The organism is Opitutaceae bacterium TAV5, from assembly GCA_000242935.3.
Taxonomy (GTDB): domain Bacteria; phylum Verrucomicrobiota; class Verrucomicrobiia; order Opitutales; family Opitutaceae; genus Geminisphaera.
Genome location: CP007053.1, coordinates 3,698,424 through 3,720,766 on the forward strand (window position 1 = coordinate 3,698,424; position 22,343 = coordinate 3,720,766).

Genomic DNA, 22,343 nt, shown 5'->3' on the forward strand with positions numbered 1-22,343 from the left:
CAATCCAGAATGCTTCAGTTACCACGGAAACTTGAGCGGGATTTGCATGCAAGTCGGGAGCAACCGTAGAGTCCGCCCGTAATCTTTTTGTGCCTCTTCGCCGTTTTGTTCCCGACTCCAACCAGACACCCGTCGCCCTTTTTGTTCCCCCTATGGTTCTCCAGCCGAAATTATCTTTCGTTTACCTGCCCACCGCTCTTTTGCTGCTTTTCAGCCTGTTGATGCCTCTTTCAGGCGTCATCGCGAGTGACGAAGCGCCGATTTTTCGCATCAGCGAGAATCTTTTCGATCACAACCAGCCCGGGACGCTCGGCCTTCCGGTGGCTCCGGGCCACAAGATGACACTTTACTACGCCACGGACCGTTCGTGGACATGCAATCTGGATTTGGCCATGACCGCGTTCAAAGGGCGTATCCACGTGATGTGGGCCAATGGCAGAAAGGATGAAAGCGGGCCAGGTCAGCGCATCCTGTGGACCTCGTCGGCGGACGGCCTGAACTGGGACGAGCCGCAAGTGCTGATTGATCCCGGGGCTGTTTCCTCCGATCAGCAAAAATCACTCGGCGCAGGCGGCTGGGCCGTAACGCCGGAGGGCGCGCTGATCGGCTACGCCACGGATCGCAAGGCCTGTTATGCGGTTTCCAGCAAGGACGGCCGCACCTGGAGCGATCCCGCCGATATCGGTCTTCTTCCCGCCCACCAAGGTATTTATACGGAAGGCCCCCGGCGCGTGAACAACAAGGGTTACGTATTGTTGGGGCAGGCCCCGGCTCCCGGGCGCGAGTTGCGATTTTTGCATTTTGGGGACTTGGCATCGCCAGCAACATGGCAACTCGCCACGCTGCACAACACGGAAATATTGGGAACGAACGAGTGGCGTGAACCCTCCTTGTTTGTCCGGCCCGACGGCACACTCGTTTCGCGCATCCGTGCCTCCTGGGAGAGCGGCAAGGCAAAAAATGCCGATACGATGTTTGCCGCGGAGAGCACCGATGGCGGAAAAAACTGGCGGGTGGGACGAACGAATTTCCCCGACGCCATTGCCAAAAGCAGCGCGGGCAATCTGCCTGACGGCACCGCCTACATCGTGAGCAACCCCGGGAAACCCCGGGACCGTCGCGTGCTGGCGATCAGCCTGAGCCGTGATGGCCGCACCTTTGACCGTGCCTTCGCGATCGGCATCAACCCTCCCCCCGTTCGTTTCACGGGCCGTTACAAGGGGGCGAATCTCCCCGGCTACCAGGGGCCTGCGTCTGTCGTTTCCGGTGACTACCTGTATGTCGGGGCCACCGCCAGCAAGGATGACGTCGTGGTTTTCAGGATACCGCTTGCCGCTCTCGGCAAATAGACGCCGGCTTCTCCCCCTCTCTTTGGCTCCCGAACCAGATAACAATCCAACCACATCACACCAGCCATCATGAACATCAGAACACACAGTATTCCCGTCATCCCTGCCATCCTCGCCGGGCTTTTCGCATTCATTTCCATCAGCACCCGTGCGCAGGTTCCCACCGCCAACCTCCTGCTCCATTACGATTTCAACGCCGGTAGTGGCACCACCATCACCGACCTCTCGACATCGGGAAGAGATGGCAAATTTGTTGGCTCCGGCGGCAAGTTTGGCGTGGACAGCTCCGGCCTTTCCGGCGTCGCAGGCGATTACGCTTTCGACAATACGGCATCCACCATGGCGGGGGCCGGAGCAGCGGTGCAGTATGATGCGGGTTCAGGCAATTCAAGTATGGGAACGCTGACCTCGTTTACCGTTACCATGTGGCTCAAGCCTGATTCCGCTGTAGTCGATCTGGCCCGCCTGTTCGATGCCGTCAATGCCCCTCTTTTCAGGGTAACTGATACGGGCGGATTACGGCTCCAGAGCGGGGACACCCTGTTCGACAGCGCCAGTCTCGGATTCACGCCCAACCAATGGATCTTCGTCGGCCTGACTTTTGATGCCGGGACGATTACCGTGTATTCCGGAGGAACCACGCCGGAAAGTCTCTCCGTTGTCCTCCCTTCCGAGACTTCCCCCACCCCCTCCATCACTTCCATCGCTTTCGGACGGAGCATCAATTTCGGGGGAACCAGCAACGGTGCCCGCGCCTTTGACGGTTCTCTCGACAACATCCGTGTGTATGGAACCACAAGCGGAGGCGATGGCGCTCTCGATATAGATGGTATCCGCGCGATCCATGCCGCCGATCTTGGCATCGTTCCCGAGCCCTCCACGTATGCGCTTTTCGGCGGAATCCTCGTAATGCTCCTTGCAATCTGGCATCGCCGTCTTTCCCGCACCTGAGTCCGCACCGGAGCGTCCTCCCAAAAGCCGCACTCCTCCATGCTCATGACACCCATTCGCCCCTATTACCAATCCGCGTTCCCGACGCTCCGGTTCCGGGGAGGCTTTACCTTGGTCGAGCTTCTCACCGTGATTGCGATTATCGGCATCCTCGCGGCGATTCTCATCCCGACGGTTTCACGCGTCCGCCTGTCGGCGAGGAAAGCCACCTGTGTCAGTCGTCTGCACCATCTGGGCACCGCGATGCAGCTCTATGTGGCCGATCACCGGGAACAATTGCCGGCTCCGGTCAATACCTCGGGGGGCCGTTGGCATGTGATTCTCGCCCCCTATATCGGGCCCTACACGCTCAAATACGCCACCAACGGAGACCCCGATGGCCTTGTGGGGAGTCCCGAGATAAACCATCTGGATGTGTTTCACGATCCGAGCCAGCCCGATGCGAAGACGCGAACCGGAATGTTTGGCTACAACACCAATCTCCACAAGGGAGCCGGAAAAGGTCCGTACCGGATTTCGCAGATCAGCAGTCCCTCACGATTCCCGGTCTTCTCGACGCCGCCCGACGGTTACGGAGGAAATCTGGAGCCGGGGGGGCCTTCGCATGAAGCGAAGAAGTTTGGATACACCGGCACTACGGTCGAACGAGGCCCGGCACCCCGTTACGGACGTCAGGCGATTTTCCTTTTCGCCGATTGGCACGTGGCCGGTTACGATGTCTGCACGGATGGCGTGTGGCCTATGAATGATCCTGATTTTTGCAAGGTGCAGTAAGGGAGCATGAAGCACGCGTTCATCTTTTCCCTGTTCGTGTCTGTCGTCTGGCCCGCCCTGCTCGCGACAGCGATGTCACCGGATTCCAAATACACGACAATTGATGTCACCCCGGTCTGGTCGGGGCACCCGGTGGGTTTCGCATTGCTCACCGTGCAGGACCACCAGTTTGTCGCCTGTTACGACGAGTCGCGCCAGATGACCGTCGCCAGCCGCAGGCTCGGGGAGCATCAGTGGAGTTTCCGGAAACTCCCTACTTCGGTTGGCTGGGACAGCCACAACAGCATCGCGATGGCCGCGGACCGTGATGGTGTCATTCACATCAGCGGCAACATGCACAATGACCCGCTGATCTATTTTCGTACCGCGCGACCGCTTGATATCAGCAGTCTCGAACAGGTCCATGCCATGACGGGGAAAGAGGAAACGCGTGTCACCTATCCGCGTTTTTTCCACGATGCCGCTGGCAATCTTGTTTTCAGCTATCGGGATGGAGGCAGCGGCAAAGGCGACATCTATTACAACCGTTACGATGAAAAAACGCGTGCGTGGCGTCGCCTCCTGGAGCAGCCGCTTTTTGATGGCAGAGGTGCCATGAGCGCCTACCCGACCACACCCGAACCAGGTCCCGATGGCAGATTTCATGTGATCTGGGTATGGCGGGACAGTCCGCTTGCGGAAACCAATCATGATCTCGGATACATTCGTTCGCATGATCTGGTCCATTGGGAAACCGCAGGAGGCATTCCTGTCGTGCCGCCTGTCACCCATGATACTCCCGGTGTCACGGTGGATCCGGTTCCCGTTCATGGAGGTCTGCTCAACGGCCAGCCCAGGATCGGCTTTGACCGTTCGGGACGGCCGCTCATCGCGTATACCCGCTATGATGCCGCCGGGCTGACGCAGCTATACCTGGCGTGTTTTGAAAACGGCGCTTGGCAAACGCGACAGGTCTCCCGTTGGGAAACCCGTATCGGGATTTCCGGACGCGGGAGCCTGCCCTCCACCGGATTGTCGATCGGCGCTCCGCATGTTGTGAATGGAAGCCTCGCTCTGGAAATCAGCCACCCTGCGCAGGGTTCAGGCCTTTTCGGGATCGATCCTGTTGACTGGATATTGAAGGGGAAAATCGGACAGCGGGACCGCTCGTTTGCACCGGCGCCGTTGCGCACTGTGGAATCCGGCTTTCCTGGCATGCGTGTCAAGTGGGCAAGTGACAGCGGCACCGCATCACCGGGAAAAATCTGGCGTTTGCGCTGGGAAACACTCTCTCCAAACAACGACCGTCCGCACCCGAAGCCATGGCCCGAACCCTCCATGTTGCGCGTCGTCGAATTTTCGGAGCCGACACCGGCATCAGCTTCTGCGAACCCGGTGTCTCCGGAATCCACGATTCAACCCGATCTCCCTCTTGTCGTTCCTCCCCTTACCCGTCCGCATCCCCGTCTTCTGATCGATGCCGCCGGGCTGCAAACCCTACGTGAACGCGTGACGACCGGCCAGGCTCCACACGCGCAAGCATGGCAAAAGCTGGAGGCCAAACTGGCGAGACCGGTGGAAATCGAACCCTACACCGGAGTGGACGGGCACCGGTTTTTCAAGGTGGCGATGATCCAGGGAGGACGCGCCCGCGACCTGGCGTTGGCCTGGCACATCACCGGTCGCGACGATTATGCGAGCGAGGCTGTTGAGATCCTGCTGGCCTGGGCAAAAGCGAATCCATTGCCCGGGACTGCCTTTGCCCTTCCCGCCGGCAAGGCAGGCAAGAGTCCCGACTGGGGTATGCTGGCCGGGCGCGGACTGTTTCCGTTTCTCTACGCTTGCGATTTGCTGGCGGACACACCGCATCTCGATGCGTCAACACAAGCGGTCCTCGCTACCTGGTTTCGAGCTATCATCCCGGTTATCAAGGATTGCAGCCGCAACTGGCGCGAAAACGACTGGTTCAACCGCCAGTATTACAACAACCACCTCGCCGCGCACGCGATGGGCGAGATGGCGATCGGCATCGTTCTTGGCGACCGTGAACTCGTGCAGTTCGCGGTGTCGCATCCCGACAACCCGCGCGATTTCGCCGACCTCGTCGCCGGCCTGATCCTTATGCCCGGTGACGAGCAGTGTCCCCGGGATCTGCCGACTGTGCCCGCACCGGAAACGGGCGAGATTTACGACCGCTTCCGTCACAACACGGCGTACGGTCGCGGCCTGCAATACAGCCATCTCTCGATGAGCCTGCTCGGCATCATGGCCGAAATGGGGGAACGCAACGGGCTGCCGCTCTGGAGCTATACGGCGCCGACGGGAGAAATGGTGCGGCTGCCATTCGAATATTACGCGGATTTTCATCGTCTGAAAGATGCCTCCATCAAGAGCGGCTACTACGCGGGCGAGACTCCGCGCATCGGCAAGGCGGGAGATTCCCCGGCCATGTTCGAACTGGCGCTGGCGCGGTTTCCGGACAATCCATCCTTGCTGGCCCTGATGCGCGCCGTGGACAGGGAACGTCCGGCTTTTTTGTATGAACTGCTCGGTCCTGTCGTGCTGACGCATGGTGTCATGTTATCGCCGGAGAAATAATGTGCCGCTCTGCAATCCGATTCCTTTGCGCTTTGTCCGATCATCCGGTCGTCAGTCAAAAAGAACGCCAATGAAATCCGCCCTCTTCCCACCTGTTCTCACTGTGAGCAGACGTTTGCGGGCATTCACGCTGATCGAGCTTCTTGTCGTCATCGCGATCATCGGCGTGCTGGCGGCGATTCTGATACCGGTCATGGGGGCGGTTCGCGGCAAGGCGCACCAGGCCCGGTGCCTTGGCAACCTGCGTGGTCTGGGCATCGCCTTTTTCCAATACCAGGTCGAGAATCGCGACCTGTTCCCGCCAGCGGCGGACGGGACAACCGCGTGGGATGGCTTGCTCGGCTTCACTCCGGAGAAGGGCGCGGTGCTGCATTGTCCGGTCGATCGGGTGGCGAGAGCAACCGGTGAGGCGCCGAGGAGCTATTCCCTCAACGACCAGTTGATGGGAACGCCCGGTCACCGCGGCATCCGTTCCGATGACGTCGCCAACCCGGCACAGACGGTTTTCCTGAGCGAATGGTTCACTGCGGGCAACGTCGTCGGCGCAATGGCGTATTCGTACAACACCACCCCGACCATCGGAACGTTCCATTTTCCCCACGCCGACGGCAGCACCGTCTGTTTGTTATGGTTTGACGGACACGCGAGCGTGTTGCGCAAGGCCGATGTCGTTCATGAGGCCGACGGCGCGTTGCCAATGTTCCTGTTCCGGCAGCCTTCGGCCTCGCTCTGATATTTCGGGTGGCGCCCGAACGATGCAGGCCGGCGTCGACAGGAGCGCCGGAACGGTTCTTGATGTTTCAGGAAACCGTCAACCTCGTCCGGCCTTCGTCATCCGCCTGTCATGTCGTCTGTCACCTCCTGTCTCCTTGTCGCCGTTGTCACTTGTTCATGCCTGTGTGCGACCGCTTCCGCCGCGCCGATCCGTCCGCTGGCGCAGGATTACGTGGTCGTCGGCGAATCGCCCGATCCGGCCAACGTGCCGCTCTACAACCCGAGCCTCGTGCGCATCGACTCCGGACCGCAGGCCGGACGGCTGCTCGGCTGTTATACGGTCAGCGGGCGGCGCACCGAGACGGCGAGCGTGGTCAACATCGTCGCCTCCGACGATCACGGAGCGACTTGGCAAATCCTCGCCACCGTCCGGCTCGGGCAGCCGCGGCTGTTCACGGTCGCACCGGTTGCGCACGGCGCCGGAAAGACGGGGAAACCGGTCGCCTCCGCGCCGGTCGTTTATCTCATCGGCTCCGGCAGTCCGCTGCGGATCATGCGTTCGGACGACGCCGGCGCGACGTGGTCCGCCCCGGTCAAAATCGCGGACGGCAACTGGCACCAGAGCGCGACAAATTTTATCACGACCAACGGCTACGTTTACCTCGCGCTCGAAAAACGCGCGACGCGGGTGATGAACGCCTGGCCGGTCGGCGAACTGGCGCCCGTGCTCATGCGCGCCCGTATCGACGCCGACCTGACGCGTCCGGAAAGCTGGACCTTCGCCGGCGAGCTCGCCTTTCAGGACGTGATCCCCGGCTATCGTGAAAACGATCCGCAGATCGACGGGTTCGGCGTGCCGTTTTTCCGCCAGCAGTATCCGGATCGCGCGCCGGTCGCCGGCGGTCGCGGGCTGCTGCCGGGCCTGTCGGGCGGACCGGTGCGCACGTTTTCCCCGATGGGCTGGCTCGAAACCAACGTCGCGCAGATCACCGACCCGGCGCACATCTGGCACGACCCGGCCGGCAAGACGTTTCACCTGCTCATGCGGGCGCATACCGGCGGCACGGGGTATGCCGCGCTCCTGAAGGTGGTGGAGCAGCCGGACGGCTCGATGAAGACCATGCCCGAAACCGTGCCCTCCGGAAAACGCATCCTGTTTCTTCCGGTGCCGGGCGGGCAGATGCGGTTTCATCTGTTGCGCGACGAACAGACCAAACTCTGGTGGCTGCTCGGCTCGCAGGCGACCGACTCGATGACGCGCGCCGACCTGTTGCCGCGCGATCGCTACGATCTGCCGAACAACGAACGCCACCGGCTCGTGCTGCACTTTTCAAAAAATCTCGTGGACTGGTGCTTTGCCGGTCTGGTGGCGACCGGCGATTCGCCGAAGGAGGCCCGCCACTACGCGAGCATGGTGATCGACGGCGACGATCTCGCGATCCTTTCGCGCAGCGGCGACGCCCGCGCCCGCAGCGCGCACGACGGCAACCTCATCACGTTCCACCGGGTGAAGGATTTCCGGACGCTGGTTTACTGAGCGCAGCACCCATTGCCGCCAGAAAATCCGATGATTGTTTTTTAGCCGCGAAAGGGCGCAAATATCCTGACGCGCATGGAACTCTCCATCGCGCTTATAAGCGCGCAGGAGATTTTCGCCGGGCAGAATGATCTTTGCGCTCCTTTGCGGCTGAAATTCTGCGGTTCGACGTCACGACCGGAAGAGCAGCACGGGGATCTGCACACTGCGGATCATGTCGCTGGTGGTGCTGCCGACGAAAAACTGGCGAAGGCGCGAATGGCCGTACGCTCCCATCACCAGCAGGCCGATGGACTCGCCGGTGACGGTGGCCGTGATCACTTCGCCGACCTCGCCGGGCACATGGCTGGCCTCCACTTCGTAACCGGCGGCCACGAGGCGGTCGCGGGCGTTGGCGAGTTCGGTCGCCCGTCCGACATCGGATTCCCCCACGCTGAGCAGGCGGCAGCGCAGGCCCTTGAGCAGGGGTTGGCTCACGGCGTGGTCCACCGCCTTTTGCACGCTGGGGCTGCCATCCCATGCGATCAGGATGCGTTCGATGGGCCGGAATGCGCGCGAGGCCACGAGCACGGGCTGGCGGCTCGTGCGGATGACACGCTCGAGGTTGCTGCCGAGGTGGCCCTTGGCGAAGTCGGCGTGCTCGCCGCGCTTGCCGATGACGACAAGGTCGGTGGTGTCGCCAAAGGTGGCGAGGGCGTCCACGAGTTCGCCTTCCACCACGTCGGTCCGGATGTCGTCGGGTTTCACGCCGCCCTTGACAAGGTGTTCGCGGGCGGCGGCGAGGAGGGCGCGGGAACGGGTTTCGTTGACGCGGGTCTGGGCGGCCTCGAGCGCGACGAGTTCGGAGGCGAGCTGCGTCTGGGCGTCGGGCCCGATGACGCCGGAGAAATCGGAGACGAGCGGCACGGTGGTCATCGGTTCCAGCATGTGGAGGACGCGGATGCCGGAGCCGAGGCGTCGGGCGGCCCAGATCGTGTGGTCGTAGATGCTGGCGGCGTAGATGGAACCGTCGGTGCAGGATAGAATCGTGGACATGGCGTATGGCGGGTCGGGGGTTGATGTTGCGAGTGGATGCCCGGAGAGGCCGGGAAGGGAACTGCACGGTCAAAGTAACGCTTTTTGTGCGTTTCGCCAGGAGAAGATGACCGGGACCGTGTTTTTCCGGGGAGGCGCCGGGGCCGGCTTCCCGGCATTGCATGGCCGGGCCGGGGGCGTCAGCGTCACCGTCATGACCATCGGAGTGCTGAAGGAGATCAAGGCCGAGGAAAATCGCGTGTCGATGACACCGGCTGGCGTCGATGCGCTGGTGCAGAAAGGGCACCGCGTCCTGGTCGAGAACGACGCCGGGCTGGCCTCGGGTTTTCCCAATGTGGCCTACGCCAACGCCGGGGCCGAACCGGTGGCGACGCCGGAGGAGATTTTCGCACGCGCCGGCCTGTTGCTGCACGTGAAGGAGATCATGCCCTCCGAGTACGGATTGCTGCGCGAGGGTCAGGTGGTGTTCACCTACCTGCACCTCGCGGCGGACGAGCCGCAGGCGCGGGCGCTGATGCGCAGCGGCTGCGTGGCAATCGCGTACGAGACGATCCAGCTCGCGGACGGGCGCCTGCCGCTGCTCCAGCCGATGAGCGAGGTGGCGGGGCGGATGTCGGTGCAGGAGGGCGCAAGGTACCTCGAGATGATCCACGGGGGGCGGGGCGTGCTGCTCGGCGGCGTGCCGGGCGTGGAACCGGCGTCGGTGCTGATTCTCGGCGGCGGCGTGGTCGGGGCCAACGCGGCGAAGATGGCCTGCGGGCTGGGCGCGTCGGTGACGCTGCTCGATGCCAGCATCGACCGGTTGCGCTACCTGGGCGACGTGATGCCGGCCAACTGCAAGCTGCTCATGTCGAGCCCGCTGCTGGTGCGGGAATTGTTGCGCGAGGCCGATCTGGTGATCGGCGCGGTGTTGCTGCCGGGGGCGAAGACGCCGCGGCTGGTCACACGCGCCATGTTGCAGGAGATGCGGCGCGGGGCGGTGATGGTGGATGTGGCGATCGACCAGGGCGGGTGTTTCGAGACTTCGCGCCCGACCCGGCACAGCGACCCGGTCTTCACGGTGGACGGGGTGATCCATTACTGCGTGGCCAACATGCCGGCGGCGGTGGCGCGCACCTCGACGCTGGCCCTGACCAACGCCACGCTGCCCTATGTGATGCGGCTGGCGGACCGCGGCTGGGAACGCGCGCTGCAGGAGGATGCGGCGCTCGCTCGCGGACTCAACGTGTGCCGGGGCAAGATCACGTTCGCGCCCGTGGCCGAGGCCCTGGGACTGCATCCGGTGTGATGCGGGGCAACCGTCTGCCATGCCTGCCGGGGTGCGGTTCGAAGTGATGTCAGGGCCGCGCGAGCCGGAGCGGCGGCATTCCTGCCGCTGCGACAAGGCGCCACGCGCCTCGCCCTTTCGCTGACAGGCCACGGATTTTCCAGACCGGGCGACGCGTCGTCGCAGCAGTCCGGAGACCGTCGCGGGGGGCCGGGTCTCCGCTCCGGCTTGCGTCCGGGCCAGGTTTGCAGGAGAGTGGCCGCTTTCCGCACCCGATGAACGCCCCTGCTGCACCCCCCGTCCCTTTTTTTGCCCGACGCGGCTGGCGCGTGTTCCTCGGGGTGACTCTCGGCGGAGCGGGGCTGCTGGCGGGAGCGGTGGCGGTCTATTATGCCGTGGAAAACGCGGCGGGTCGCCGTGCCTGGCGGGAGGTCCGGGAGCTGGCCGCGGCCCGCGGCGAGCCGCTGACCCTGGCCGATGCGGCTCCGGGGCCGGTGCGGCCGGCCGATGATTTCGGAGCGGCTCCGGTGTTTGTCGGCGTGCTGGCGGCGGAGGCGGATATCGCCGCCCGGGGCGCGCGCTGGCGGATGCCGGTGGCGGACTCCGAGTTGCCGGAGCCGGGTTTCGGCGTGTGGTGGCGCGGCGATCCGGTGCCGCTCGACCAGTGGCGGGCTTACCTGGCGACCGACGACCTCGGCGGGTTTCTCGACCGGCACGCGCCCGACATGGCGGCGGTGGCGCTGGCGAGCCGGCGTCCGCATGCGCGTTTCGCGGTCGATTATTCACAGAGCGTGTTTTCAGGGATGCCGTACCTGCCGGCGTTGCGCAGCCTCTCGCGCCTGTTCGCGTTGCGGGCGGTGGCGCGTCTGGAAAAAGGCGACCGGGCGGCGGCGCTGGCCGATGTGTGCACGGTGTTCCGGCTCGTGGCGGTGCCGCGCGAGGAGCCGTTTCTGCTCACGCATCTGGCGGCCAACGCGAACGCCAATTTCGGCCTGCAGGCGGTGCGCGAGGGGCTGGCGCGCGGCGCGTGGTCGGACGAGGACCTGCGGGTGCTTTCGGCCGAACTGGCGCGGCTCGACCTGCTGGGCAGCGGCATGCACGGGCTGCGCGGCGAACTGGCATTCGGCGCGGAGTACATGGAGCAACTGGCGCTCGATTCGCGCGCGGCGGTGTCCCGGGCGACGCGCGGCGGCTACGAGACGGAGTTTATCCACTACGTGCCCAGCGGCTGGGTCTACCGCAACATGGCGCTGATGGGCCGGCTCTATCTCGACGACATTTTCCCGTCCTGGGATGCGGAGAACCGGCGGGTGGACCTGCAGCGGCTGCTGGAGGTGGACCGGCGGGTGGCGCAGATGCCGCCGCAGCCCTCCACGATCCTCACGCGGATGTTCATGCCCGCGCTCTACAAGGCGATCGTCAACTGCGCGGCGACGCAGACGCAGGTCGAGCTGGCCCGCGTGGCCTGCGCGCTCGAATTGTACCGGCGGGCCCGCGGCGCGTATCCGGAATCGCTCGACGCGCTGGCGGCGGCCTTGCCGGCCGGCGTCGGCGAACCGTGGGGGGGCGAGATCGGGGGTATCCATGATCTGGTGACGGGGGAACCGCCGCGTTACCGGCGCCTGGCGGGCGGCGGTTTCACGCTTTATGCCACGGGCGCCAACCGCACGGACGACGGCGGCGTGGTGGCGATCAATGAAGATGGCAGCCTCAACCCGATGAAGGGCGACTGGGTGTGGCCGGGGCCGGCGCGGCCGCGGACGGCCGGTCCGGCGCCGCGGGTGGTCATGCAGGACGCCCGGTCGGGTGGAGCGGCGGCGTCCTCGCCGCCGGACGGGACGACAGTCCCGCGGGATTGAGCGCGCTGGCGCGCGTCCGGCGGCGGAGACGCCGCCGCTCCCCGGCGCGGGGGAGGGGGGCTTGGCCCCGGGGTTCTTTATTTCTGCGGGGCGGGGGTCGGGGCGGGGCCGCCGGCGTTGCTGTTGCCGTTGTCGTCGCCGCTGCTGTCGGCGTCATCGTCGGAGAAGCTGATCCTGAGGTTGAAGAGCGGAAGCAGGCAGAGGAGGCCGATGACGGTCAGGCCGAGGACGGCGTAGCCGGCGGTGTCGTGGACGGTGCCTTCGATGGCCTCGGGTCCGTAATTGTAGGCCCAGGCGGTGAGGAAAATGCCGCGCAGCAGGTTGGTGAAAAATGCGAAGAGCATGGCGCAGCCGACCAGCGCGATTTTTTTCCAGAGCTTGTGCAGGAACACGGCCGCGAGGAACGAGCCGGCAAAGAGGCAGCCGGTGAGCGAACGGATGCCGGAGCAGGCTTCGGCCACGCCGACCTGGCCCTTGGGCAGGACGAGCACGTTGCCCTGTTGTTCGATCTGGAGCCCGAGGATGTCGAACACGAAAAACACGACCGACGTCACCCGGTTGAGCAGGAAGAGGCTGAGGTTGTTTTCCACGACGGAGACCATCGGGGCGGAGACCAGCCAGACGAGCACGGGAAACACGAAGAGGGCGAGCAACTGCACGCGGGCGTCGTCGAGCAGCCGGGAAGGTCTGGCGGAAGGTGTGGCCGGGGTGTTGAGGAAGAGCAGGGCAAAGAGGATGCCGGCGCTGCCGAGCGTGATGGCGAGCGTGCCGGGATACGAGGCGCCGGCGCCGGCGCGGTAAAAGGCTCCGGCAAAAAACAGCAGGATGCCGAACAGGGCGGAGAGCGTGAAAACGACGCCGAGCGTGATCCGGGCGCCGCCGGTGGCGCGAGGGCTGTCCGGCGCCATGCACGCGGCGGCGGCGGTCTTGATGCGCGGCCAGCGGTCATAAACGACAAAGGCGACAAACGCCGGCACGAGCCAGCCGAACCCGTAATCCTCCTTCAGCCTCCACCAGTGCGACTGGTCCCAGGCGATGAAGCCCATGAACGCCGCTGCCACGAGCAGCGCGCCAAAGAAACCGGGGGAGAGTGCGACAGCGGATTTTTTGAGAAAGGCCTGCATGGACGGGCGAACGTGAACGGGAGTGCGTGAACGGAATGGAACCGGGAAAGCGACCAGTCAGCCGCAGAAAGGCGCCAGGTGCAAGCTTCGGGGTGTGAAGGCGGAGAGGGGGGGGAGTCGGACTGAAAGTCGGACGTGAAGGTGGCATGGGCATCCTTGCCCATGAAGTGGCACGGGCTTCCAGCCCGTGTTCCGGAAGGCGGCGCTTCGCGCCGTCCACGGGCAAGGATGCCCGTGCCACGTTTGCCGGTCAGGCCGCCAGTTCAGGGCGCCGCCGGTCGGCCACGCCGCGCGCGTGGGCGGCGAAAGCGGCCTTGACCCGGCGCGTCACCGTATCCGCGCCGGTCCGGTAACGATGCCCGTCGATCGCGCCGACCGGCTGCAGGTCCTTGGTCGTGGAAAGCAGGCAGCACTCGTCCATCCCGGCGAGGTCGGCGGGCCGGATCACCTCTTCACGGATCCCGACTCCCGCCTGCGCGGCGATGCCGGAGAACAGCAGTCCGCGCGTAATGCCCGCGAGGATGCCGGCTTCCAGCGGCGGTGTGAGCAGTTCGCCGCCCCGCACGAACGCGATGTTGCACACGGCGGCCTCCGTGATCTCGCCGCGCTGGTTGGTGATGACCACCTCGTCCGCCCCGCGGGCGCGCGCCTCGCGCAGGCAGAGGATGTTGTTCAGGTAATTGCCGGTTTTCCAGGCCGGATCGAGGGCATCGGGCGGGTTGCGGCGCAGGCCGGTGGCGAGCGACAGTTTCAGGCCGGTTTCGAGCTGCGAGGAACTGAGTTTCGGCACCGGTTGCACGAGGATCACGAAATCCGTCCGGTCGGCCAGCGCGGTGTCGAGTCCGATGGGTCCCGCGCCGCGCGTCACCTGCAGGCGCAGGTAAAGATCGCCCTGTTCCCTGCTGGCGGCGCGAAAGGCGCTGGCTGTTTTCCGGAGCTCGCCAAGGATGGCGGCGGCCGAAAAGGGCAGTGTCAGGTGCAGCGCCGCCGCCGAGCGTTCCAGCCGCTGCCAGTGTTCCTCCCAGGCGAAAATGACGCCGTGATAGGTGCGCCATACCTCATAAACCGCGTCTCCATAAAGGAAACCGCGATTGAGTGGCGAGATGGAAGGCTCGTCGGCCCGATGGAGCCGTCCGTTGGTGTTGGCTTGTATAAAAGGTGTGCTCATGAAAAGAGGCCGCCGGAAAAGCGGCCTTCTCTCACCAACGCCCGCCGGCGGTTTGCCGCAAAATAAAAAAAGCGCTCCGCGGAAGAAATCCGCGGAGCGCTGGAGGAAAAACAATGAAAACTCGCCGGAATATCAATGCTCAGGAAGCCACGGGAGCAGCGCCCTCGGAGGGAGCGGCTTCACGGGCTTTCACGAGACCGAACTCTTTCTTGATGTTTTGCACGCTGGGGAGCGAGATGCCGAACGCAGCGGCGATTTCGCTGCCGCTCTTGCCTTCAAGCACCGCGGCCTTCACCTGCTCCTTGAGCTCGGGGGTGATCTTGGCGCGGGTGCGCTTGCCGGTAGCGGCGGCCTTGGGGGCCTTGGCAGCCTTGGCGCCCTTGCGGCCACGGGCACCACGGACGCCGACAGCCAGTTTCAGCGCCTTGATGAATTCGTTGATATCACTATAGCCATATTTGCCAGGCAGCGCTGCCAGTTCGGCAGTGCGCTCGGCATCGATGGTAGCCGCAAGCTTGGCGGCGCGGGCTTTCAGTTCTTCAAGTTCCTTGATCTTCTGTATAACCATAACGAAGGCGAACAATTATACTGAATACGCGGTTTGCAATATGAAACCGGAGTTTTTTGCAAAAATATTATCAAATCGTCATGGCATGATAACCGCCATCGACCACGATCTCGGAACCGGTGATAAAGGCGCCGGCATCACTGGAAAGAAGGAGCGTCGCGCCAACAAGTTCGCGCGCTTCCCCAAATCGTTTCATGGGCGTATGGCCCATGATAGAAGCGACGCGCTCGGGGGTGAGCACCTTGCGATTTTGTTCGGCGGGGAAAAAACCGGGGACGACTGTGTTGACCCGGATGCCTTGCGGCGCCCACTCGCGGGCGAGGTTTTTCGAAAGGTTGTGAACGGCCGCCTTGCTGGCCGAATAGGTGAACACACGCGACAGGGGGACAAGGCCCGACATGGAACCAAGATTAATAATAGATCCGCCCTTGCCACGTTCCAGCAAGTACTTGCCAAAGACCTGGCAGCCCAGAAATACGCTTTTGTAATTAACGCGAAGGATACGATCGCACTCTTCCTCGGTTATATCGAGGAACGGCGTGGCCGAGTTGATACCGGCGCCGTTGACGACAATATCAACCTGCCCGTGGCTGGCGAGCACGCTGGCGAGCAGGGCTTCGAGCTGGCTCTTGTCGCTGGCCTCGGCGGCGATAAAGGTCGCGGCGCCACCTTGTTGGGTGATCCGGTCGATGCGGGCCTGCGCTTTTTCCTGATTGCGGCCCACGAGGACGACGCGGGCGCCGGCGCCGGCCAGCCCTTCGGCCATCGCACCGCAAAGCTCGCCGGTGCCGCCAATGACGACCGCGACGCGGCCTTTCAGGGAAAAGAGAGAGGAAAGATAATCAGTGCTGCTCATTATGAATAGAAGCATGCACGCTAGTTGTACGCTCTGTTCGCGCACAGAAACCCGTTGTGAATCAATTTTCAGTTGTATGCGGCGCCAAAACGCCCACCACTTTTCATCCCCTCTCCTATGAAAAACGCGCCCGCCGGACAGCCGGTCACTTTCGCTCTCGTTGGTTGCGGTTCGATCGCTCCCACGCAAATCAAGGCCCTGCAAGGGCTTCCAGATGATGCCCGTCTCGTCTATTGTTGTGATGAAGTGCCCGAACGGGCGGAAAAGCTGGCGGCGGAGTTCAACCTCAAGACGATCGGCTGGAAGGCGTTGCTGGCTGATCCGGAGATCGATGCCGTGACGGTTTGTCTGCCCAGCGGCCTGCATGCGCGTCTGGGCGCGGAGGCGCTGGCGGCGGGCAAGCATGTGATGGTGGAGAAGCCGATGGATGTCTCGGTGGCGGCGTGCGACGCGCTGGCCGGGGCCGCGCTGGCGGCGGGGCGGCAACTGGCGGTGATTTCCCAGCACCGGTTCGACCCGGCGACGCAGCTTGTGCATGGCACGATCACGCGTGGCGAGCTCGGGCGGGTGATTCTCGCCGACGTGCGCATTCCCTGGTATCGCACGCAGGAGTATTACGACTCCGGCGACTGGCGCGGCACCTGGGAGCTGGACGGCGGCGGGTGCCTCATGAACCAGGGCATCCATACGCTCGACCTCATGCTCTGGCTGTGCGGCCCGGTGAAGACGGTTTACGCGCAGATGCGGACGGCGGCCCACGAACGGATCGAGGTCGAGGACGTCGTGACGGCAACCCTGACGTTTGCCAACGGCGCCATCGGTTCGCTGGTGGCGAGCACGTCGACGTATCCCGGTTTCGCGGCGCGCATCGAAGTCAGTGGCACGGAGGGGACGGCGATCATCGAGGGTGACGAACTGCACACGCTCGCGATCAAGGGCCGCGAAACGCTCTCCGGCGGCCATGCGACGGCGCATGCCTTGCAGGTGGCGACCGGCGGGACGAAGTCGGCGGTGAGCCATGCGGCGGCCGATCCGGTGCCGGCCGGCGAGGCCGGATCGGGCTGGAAGTGGGGCGATGCCCATCGGGCGCAGTTTCGCGATTTCATCCGGGCCATCCGCACCGGGAGCCGCCCGCTCGTCGATGCCGCCGCCGGGCGCGCCGCGGTGCAGCTTATCAATGCCGTCTACGCTTCCGCCCGCAGCGGCGGGGTGGTGACGCTCTGAACCTGAAAACCGCAGCAGAGGGAACCGCTAAAGGACGCTAACGGACGCTAAACAAAGACATGGTCAGGAAGGAGGACCGACGATGCCGTCATTCGGCAGGTGAAGGCCCCGGTCTCCCGATTCCATCATCAACCGGTTCTCCTTTAGCGTCCTTCAGCGTCCTTTAGCGGTTTCAACTTCTGAATCCGGGATGAACGAACGGCTTGGGGAATTTTCGATTGGGCGCTGCCGCGCTACCTGTGCCGGCCGTGGCGGAAAATATCCCACACGATGTAGCAGCCGAAGAGCGCCGAAAGCAGGTAGCCGGCCATGCCGAGTAACGGATAACCGAATACATTCGGCCCCACGCGCGCCGTCACGATCAGCGACGAACCCATGATCAGCGAACCGATGATGACGCCGAGCGTGATGCGGTTGCTCGCCGTCTTGAGCGCGTCGTCCAGGTCCTCGAGGCCTTCATGCCGGAACTTGATCGTCAGGTCGTCGCGCTCCATCCGGCGGATGATGCGGAAGATCCCCGACGGCAGCTCGCGCGCGCCGGTCGCCAGCGTGTGCAGAAACTGCCGCGTCTCGCGGAGCATGGCGCGGGGCCCGGTGCGCTCGCGCTGCTGTTCCCTGAGGATGGGCCGGGCAAGCCGCGGCAGATCGAAGGAGGGATCGAGCGTGCGCGCCGTCTCCTCGATGGAGAGCACGGCCTTGGCCATCAGCGAGTAGTCGCGGGTGATGTTGATGCCGTTTTGCCCGAAAATGAAGAGCAGCTTCAGCATCACGCGGCCGATCTGCACGTGGTTGATCGCGGTGTTGAAATCCTGCCGGAGGACGAGCGTGACGTCGCGCTCCATGGCGCGGAGGTCGGCGCGGCCGGAGGGGCTGCCGAGCTCGGCGGCGATCTGCACGATCCGCTCGGCGTCCTGGCCGACGGCGGCGCTGAGCAGGTCGGCCAGACCGTGGCGCAGGCGGCGGGTGAGGTTGCCGGCCATGCCCCAGTCGAGAAAACAGACGCGCCCGTCGGGCGTGATGAGAATGTTGCCGGCATGCGGGTCGGCGTGGAAAAAGCCGATGACGAGCACCTGGTGGAGGATGGATTCGGCGCCGTTGGCGGCGATGCGCTGCGCCTCCTCGCGTGTCAGGCGGGCGGCCGAGACGGAGGCGCCATTGATGCGCTCCATGACGAGGACACGTTCGCCGCAAAGCTCTTCGACGACGGCGGGCGCGAAGACTTTTTCGGGGTGAGGATTGAGCGTGTTGAAGTATTGCTGGTTGAGGACCTCGTTGCGGAAATCGAGTTCGCGCAACAGGCCTTCGCGGACCTCGGCGACGACGGCGGGCAGGTCGTAGGGCTGGAACGCGTGGACGCGCTGGTGAAGCTGCCCGGCAAACCAGGCGAGCAGGTCGAGATCGGTATGGACGCTGCGCGAGAGGTTGGGGCGCTGGACTTTCACGGCCACCTCGCGGCCGTCGGGCAGGGTGGCGAAATAGACCTGGGCGAGCGAGGCGGAGGCGATGGGCGTTTCGTCAAACGTGGCGAACACTTCGCGCGGCTCGAGTTCGAGCTCGTCGACAAGGACCTCGCGCATCTCCTCGAAGGGCAGGGGAGTGACGGAATTCTGGAGCTTGCGCAGTTCGAGGATGAGGCCGTGCGGGAGCACGTCGGGCCGCATGCTCATGATCTGGCCGGCCTTGATGAAGGTGGGGCCGAGCTCCTCGAGCGCGAGCCGTGTGCGTTCCCAGAGTGTGCGGCGCGTGGCGGGCTGCGGCACGAGCCGCTGCCACCAGCCGCCTTGCGGATCGACCTGGTTGAGGAGATTGGCAAAGCCGTGGCGCGCGAGGACGGAGAAAATCTCCTTGGCGCGGACGGCGTTGTGGATGAGGCCGAGCGGCTTCATGGGGAATTACGAATGACGAATGGCAGACCGGGGCGGCGCACAAAAGGGGTCAGGCCATTCGTAATTTGTCATTCGTGATTCGTCATGGTTTCACGGTTCGCCGCTGCGGGAGGGAGGCTCGGCAAGGCGGGCCTCGAGGGTGGCGATCCGCTGCTCGAGCGCGGCCACCTGCTCCTTGAGGGCGGAGGATTCGCGGGAGGTGAGATCCCGGATTTTCGCGCCGAGTTTTTCGCTCACCTCCTCGAATTCACGCCGGCCCTGCTCGGCGATCTTGTCGGCCATGATGCGGGCATCGTTGGCGGTGACCTTGCCCTGGCGGACGAAATCGTTGAGGGATTCCTCGACTTTTTCCTTGGTAACGACAGCGGCGCCTACGCCCGCGAGAAGCGTTTTTTTGATGAGGTCGATCATGGGAAGGGAACCTAAGCCACGTACAGGCACGGCGTCAAACGCTGCGAACAGGGCATTTTCGGGCTCCAGACCGGGTTGGAATAGCCACAAAAAACACAAAATGTCTTTCTGCCCGGTGAGAATCTCCCGCGCGCTTATAAGCGCGATGAAGAGTTTCCTGCGCGGCGTGTTCTTTTGTGTTTTTTGTGGCTATACCGGCTTGTCGTTTCACCCGGCCTTGCCGAGCACGAACGACACGAGCAGGAGCAGCAGCACGATGGATGTGATCATGACGTAGAGGCGGTCCTTCTCCATCACAAAACCGCCGATGGAGATGATCACGCGCACGACGGGTGTCGCGATCAGGAGCAGCAGGCCGAGCACGATGATCGCCTGTCCGCGCAGATGGGCCAGGCCCTCGCCGAGCCAGGCGAGGGTGCGCGGGAACGCCTCCTCGCTGACGATCAGCCGGCGCAGGTCGGCGGCGGTGCCGCCTCCGGGACCGTAATCGTGCGAATACGCAAAGCAGAGCAGCGTGCCCATCGCGAGCAGCGCGAGGCTGATCCACACGCCCCAGCGGAGCACTTCGCTGATGAGCAACTCCACCCGCACGGAGGCCGGATGGACAGAGGGGGGGAGGGGGGCAAGCGGAGCCGGGGAGGTGTGTTTCCGGTTTTTCATTTTCATCAAATCCCTTTCCAGAGCATCTGCACGGCAGAGATGACGAGGACGGCGACGAAGGTGACGCGGATGACGTTGCCCTTGAGCCGGCCGAGCAGCCTCGCCCCGATTTTCGCGCCGATGATCACGCCCACCGCCACCGGGGCGGCGATGAAGGGCTTGATGTCGCCGCGCATGAAATACACCGCCGCGCTGGTGGCGGCGGTCACGCCGATCATGAAGTTGCTCGTGGCCGTGCAGACCTTGATCGGCAGGCCCATGGCGAGGTTCATGACGGGCACCTTGAGCACGCCGCCGCCGATGCCGAGGAGGCCGCTGACCACGCCGGCGACGTAGCTGACCACGAGGCCGAGTTTCGAGCGCGAGACGCGGTAGGAGATTTCGCGGCCCTCGGCGCGGTCGAAGTAGGAGCCGTGCAGCTTCAGCCGGTCGGCCCAGGGATCGGGCACGGGCTCGCGGACGTGGCCCTTGCTTTTGCGCGACATCGACCACGCGGTGTAACAGAGCACCACGCCGAACAGGAGGTAGAGCCAGCGCCCCGAAACGACAGCGGCGAGAAACGCGCCGCACAGCGCGCCGAGCGCCGTGGCGATTTCCATGACCATGGCGAGGCGGATGTTGGTGATGCGTTCGCGCACGTAGGACGAGGCCGCGCCGCTGGAGGTGGCGATGACCGAGATGATCGACGCGGCGATGGCGTGCTGGATATCCACGCCCATGAGGAGCGTGAGCGCGGGCACGACAATGATGCCGCCGCCGACGCCGACGAGCGAACCGAGCGCGCCGGCTGAAATCGAGATCAGCGCGATGGCGATGGTGAAGAACAGTGGTGTCACGGAGAACGGAAAGCCGTCATCGTCGGTGTCGCGGGCGGGGAACCGCAAGCCGCATGATTGCGCACCGATTGCGGAAAAAATGTTTACCGGCGGACCGGGAAAAGGCTCGCGGAGCGGCCGGACCGCACATCTCCGGCGCAGGTGTTTTTCGGGCGTTGCCCGATCCGGCAGATTTTCTCAATCGAGGTCGCGAATCGAGCCGAAGTCCGGATCAGTCATCCGCTTGTAGGTGCGGACGATCATCGTGTCGGTGAGACCGGCGAGCCAGTCGCAGATCTGGCGGGCCCGGCCGGCGTCGGTGGTTTCGGCCTTGAGCAGGGCGCCGACGCGGGTCGGCAAAATCATCAACGGGCGGGCCTCGCCACTCACGTAGTTATTCTGGCACATTTGCCAGAGCTCGCGGAGGACGCGGCGTCCCTTGTGTTCCATTTGCTGGAGTTGCGGGCTGCGGAAGATGAGGTCGAGCGCCAGTTTTTTGTAAAACGCGGCTTCGCGTTTCGCGGTGTCGCTGATCACGAGTTCGAACCGGTAGCGGTGGGTCGCGCCGGACATGAAATTGGCGCGCTCGCGGAGCGCGCATGCCTGGATGAAGTCGCCGACCTTGGCGGCGAACACGCGCTCCAGTTTTCCGCCTCGGATGAACTCGATGAGCTTGTCGAAATACTGCTGCTGCCGGACGTCCATCGCCTGGTCGGCGGCCCAGGCTTCGATGGTTTCCTGGGTGAGAAAACCGGCGCGGGCGCCGTCCACGATGTCGTTGAGCGAATAGGCGGTGTCGTCGGCCCAGTCCATGATCTGGCACTCGACGCTCTTGAACCGGTTGAGCGCGAGCCCGTCGCCGCCCGTGCGGAGATCATCCGGGAGGGGCCGGGCGCCGAAGACAAAATCGCGACAGGCGGCCTGGGTGTCGTAGAGGAAATGGTGCTCGGGCCGGGGACGGTCGGCGGGGTATTCTCCGTAGAGTTTTTTGTATTTGAGCACGCCATCCATGAAGGCGCGGGTGGGCTGCATGCCGCGCACGGATTTGCCGTCCTGGTAAATGGTGTCGGTCAGGAGGTGGAGCGTCTGGGCGTTGCCTTCGAAGCCGCCGTGGCTGGCCATGAGTTCCTGGAGCGTGCGCTCGCCGGCGTGGCCGAAGGGAGGATGGCCGAGATCGTGCGAGAGGCCGATGGCCTCGACGAGATCGGGGTCGATGTAAAAATCGTCGCGCAGCGGGCCGCTTTCGCGCGAGCGCAGCCAGGTGCAGATGGAGCGGCCGATCTGGGCGACTTCCATCGAGTGGGTGAGGCGCGTGCGGTAAAAATCGTATTCGCCGGAGAGGAACACCTGGGTCTTCGACTGGAGCTTGCGGAACGAGTGCGAGTGGATGACGCGGTCGCGATCGATCTGGAAGGGGGTGCGGTAGTCGATCTTGCGCTCGCCGCCCCAGGTTTCCCGGTCGAAGTCGTTGTAGAAGGTGTTGGTCATGGGTTCGGAAAATACTGCCAGACCAAAAGCCTGCCCCGCTATTGGCAAATGAGAAGAGATATCCATTCTCGGTCACCGCC

General features: G+C 64.1%; 19 protein-coding genes. 9 read left to right on the forward strand and 10 right to left on the reverse strand.

Annotated features, from left to right (window positions below; all coding sequences use genetic code 11):
- The first annotated feature begins 152 nt into the window (after nt 1–152).
- From OPIT5_15805 to OPIT5_15830, 6 genes are all read left to right on the forward strand, one after another.
- Nucleotides 153–1,349 (forward strand): hypothetical protein, encoded by a 1,197-nt coding sequence (locus OPIT5_15805; GenBank protein AHF91466.1) that lies wholly within the window; start codon nt 153–155, stop codon nt 1,347–1,349.
- Nucleotides 1,350–1,418: 69 nt separating this feature from the next.
- On the forward strand, nt 1,419–2,300 hold the full coding sequence (locus OPIT5_15810) for an anchor protein (protein AHF91467.1): 882 nt from the start codon (nt 1,419–1,421) through the stop codon (nt 2,298–2,300).
- A 39-nt stretch (nt 2,301–2,339) separates the two neighbouring features.
- The gene (locus OPIT5_15815; protein ID AHF91468.1) at nt 2,340–3,074 is read left to right on the forward strand and encodes an N-terminal cleavage protein; all 735 of its coding nucleotides are present in this window, start codon (nt 2,340–2,342) and stop codon (nt 3,072–3,074) included.
- Between the two features lie 99 nt (nt 3,075–3,173).
- The gene (locus OPIT5_15820; protein ID AHF91469.1) at nt 3,174–5,651 is read left to right on the forward strand and encodes a hypothetical protein; all 2,478 of its coding nucleotides are present in this window, start codon (nt 3,174–3,176) and stop codon (nt 5,649–5,651) included.
- Between the two features lie 70 nt (nt 5,652–5,721).
- Nucleotides 5,722–6,384, forward strand: a complete 663-nt coding sequence (locus tag OPIT5_15825) for a hypothetical protein (protein AHF91470.1) — start codon at nt 5,722–5,724, stop codon at nt 6,382–6,384.
- A 111-nt stretch (nt 6,385–6,495) separates the two neighbouring features.
- Nucleotides 6,496–7,902, forward strand: coding sequence for a hypothetical protein (locus tag OPIT5_15830; protein AHF91471.1), 1,407 nt, complete (start codon nt 6,496–6,498; stop codon nt 7,900–7,902).
- 171 nt (nt 7,903–8,073) lie between these two features.
- On the opposite strand, the gene OPIT5_15835 is transcribed toward OPIT5_15830, so the two are convergent.
- Nucleotides 8,074–8,937, reverse strand: coding sequence for a universal stress protein UspA (locus OPIT5_15835; protein ID AHF91472.1), 864 nt, complete (start codon nt 8,935–8,937; stop codon nt 8,074–8,076).
- A gap of 193 nt (nt 8,938–9,130) precedes the next feature.
- Between OPIT5_15835 and OPIT5_15840 the strand changes: the two genes are divergently transcribed.
- Both OPIT5_15840 and OPIT5_15845 read left to right on the forward strand, forming a co-directional pair.
- Nucleotides 9,131–10,225 carry an alanine dehydrogenase gene (locus OPIT5_15840; GenBank protein AHF91473.1) on the forward strand — a complete coding sequence of 365 codons (1,095 nt, stop codon included), beginning with the start codon at nt 9,131–9,133 and terminating at the stop codon, nt 10,223–10,225.
- Nucleotides 10,226–10,545: 320 nt separating this feature from the next.
- The gene (locus OPIT5_15845) at nt 10,546–12,063 is read left to right on the forward strand and encodes a hypothetical protein (protein AHF91474.1); all 1,518 of its coding nucleotides are present in this window, start codon (nt 10,546–10,548) and stop codon (nt 12,061–12,063) included.
- Nucleotides 12,064–12,140: 77 nt separating this feature from the next.
- Here OPIT5_15845 and OPIT5_15850 read toward each other — a convergent pair whose 3' ends face one another.
- The 4 genes from OPIT5_15850 to OPIT5_15865 form a co-directional block, all read right to left on the reverse strand.
- Nucleotides 12,141–13,187, reverse strand: a complete 1,047-nt coding sequence (locus tag OPIT5_15850; protein ID AHF91475.1) for an exosortase — start codon at nt 13,185–13,187, stop codon at nt 12,141–12,143.
- Nucleotides 13,188–13,437: 250 nt separating this feature from the next.
- Nucleotides 13,438–14,355: an aminotransferase class IV gene (locus OPIT5_15855; GenBank protein ID AHF91476.1), complete on the reverse strand. Its 918-nt coding sequence runs from the start codon at nt 14,353–14,355 to the stop codon at nt 13,438–13,440.
- Between the two features lie 139 nt (nt 14,356–14,494).
- Entirely contained in the window at nt 14,495–14,923 is a 429-nt protein-coding gene (locus OPIT5_15860; GenBank protein AHF91477.1) for a mucin, read from the reverse strand.
- Nucleotides 14,924–14,993: 70 nt separating this feature from the next.
- A complete protein-coding gene (locus OPIT5_15865; GenBank protein AHF91478.1) occupies nt 14,994–15,779 on the reverse strand; it encodes a gluconate 5-dehydrogenase in 786 nt (261 codons plus the stop codon).
- 117 nt (nt 15,780–15,896) lie between these two features.
- Here OPIT5_15865 and OPIT5_15870 point away from each other — a divergent pair, with 117 nt between their 5' ends.
- Nucleotides 15,897–17,003 (forward strand): dehydrogenase, encoded by a 1,107-nt coding sequence (locus OPIT5_15870; GenBank protein AHF91479.1) that lies wholly within the window; start codon nt 15,897–15,899, stop codon nt 17,001–17,003.
- Nucleotides 17,004–17,236: 233 nt separating this feature from the next.
- On the opposite strand, the gene OPIT5_15875 is transcribed toward OPIT5_15870, so the two are convergent.
- From OPIT5_15875 to OPIT5_15895, 5 genes are all read right to left on the reverse strand, one after another.
- The gene (locus OPIT5_15875; GenBank protein AHF91480.1) at nt 17,237–18,889 is read right to left on the reverse strand and encodes an ABC transporter; all 1,653 of its coding nucleotides are present in this window, start codon (nt 18,887–18,889) and stop codon (nt 17,237–17,239) included.
- A 90-nt stretch (nt 18,890–18,979) separates the two neighbouring features.
- Complete coding sequence (locus OPIT5_15880) at nt 18,980–19,300, reverse strand: hypothetical protein (GenBank protein ID AHF91481.1); 321 nt, start codon at nt 19,298–19,300, stop codon at nt 18,980–18,982.
- A 207-nt stretch (nt 19,301–19,507) separates the two neighbouring features.
- A complete protein-coding gene (locus OPIT5_15885; protein ID AHF91482.1) occupies nt 19,508–19,966 on the reverse strand; it encodes a hypothetical protein in 459 nt (152 codons plus the stop codon).
- Nucleotides 19,966–20,796, reverse strand: coding sequence for a permease (locus tag OPIT5_15890; protein ID AHF91483.1), 831 nt, complete (start codon nt 20,794–20,796; stop codon nt 19,966–19,968). The genes OPIT5_15885 and OPIT5_15890 overlap by 1 nt, the downstream gene beginning before the upstream one ends.
- Nucleotides 20,797–20,973: 177 nt before the next feature.
- Entirely contained in the window at nt 20,974–22,263 is a 1,290-nt protein-coding gene (locus tag OPIT5_15895; protein ID AHF91484.1) for a deoxyguanosinetriphosphate triphosphohydrolase, read from the reverse strand.
- Nucleotides 22,264–22,343: the final 80 nt, after the last annotated feature.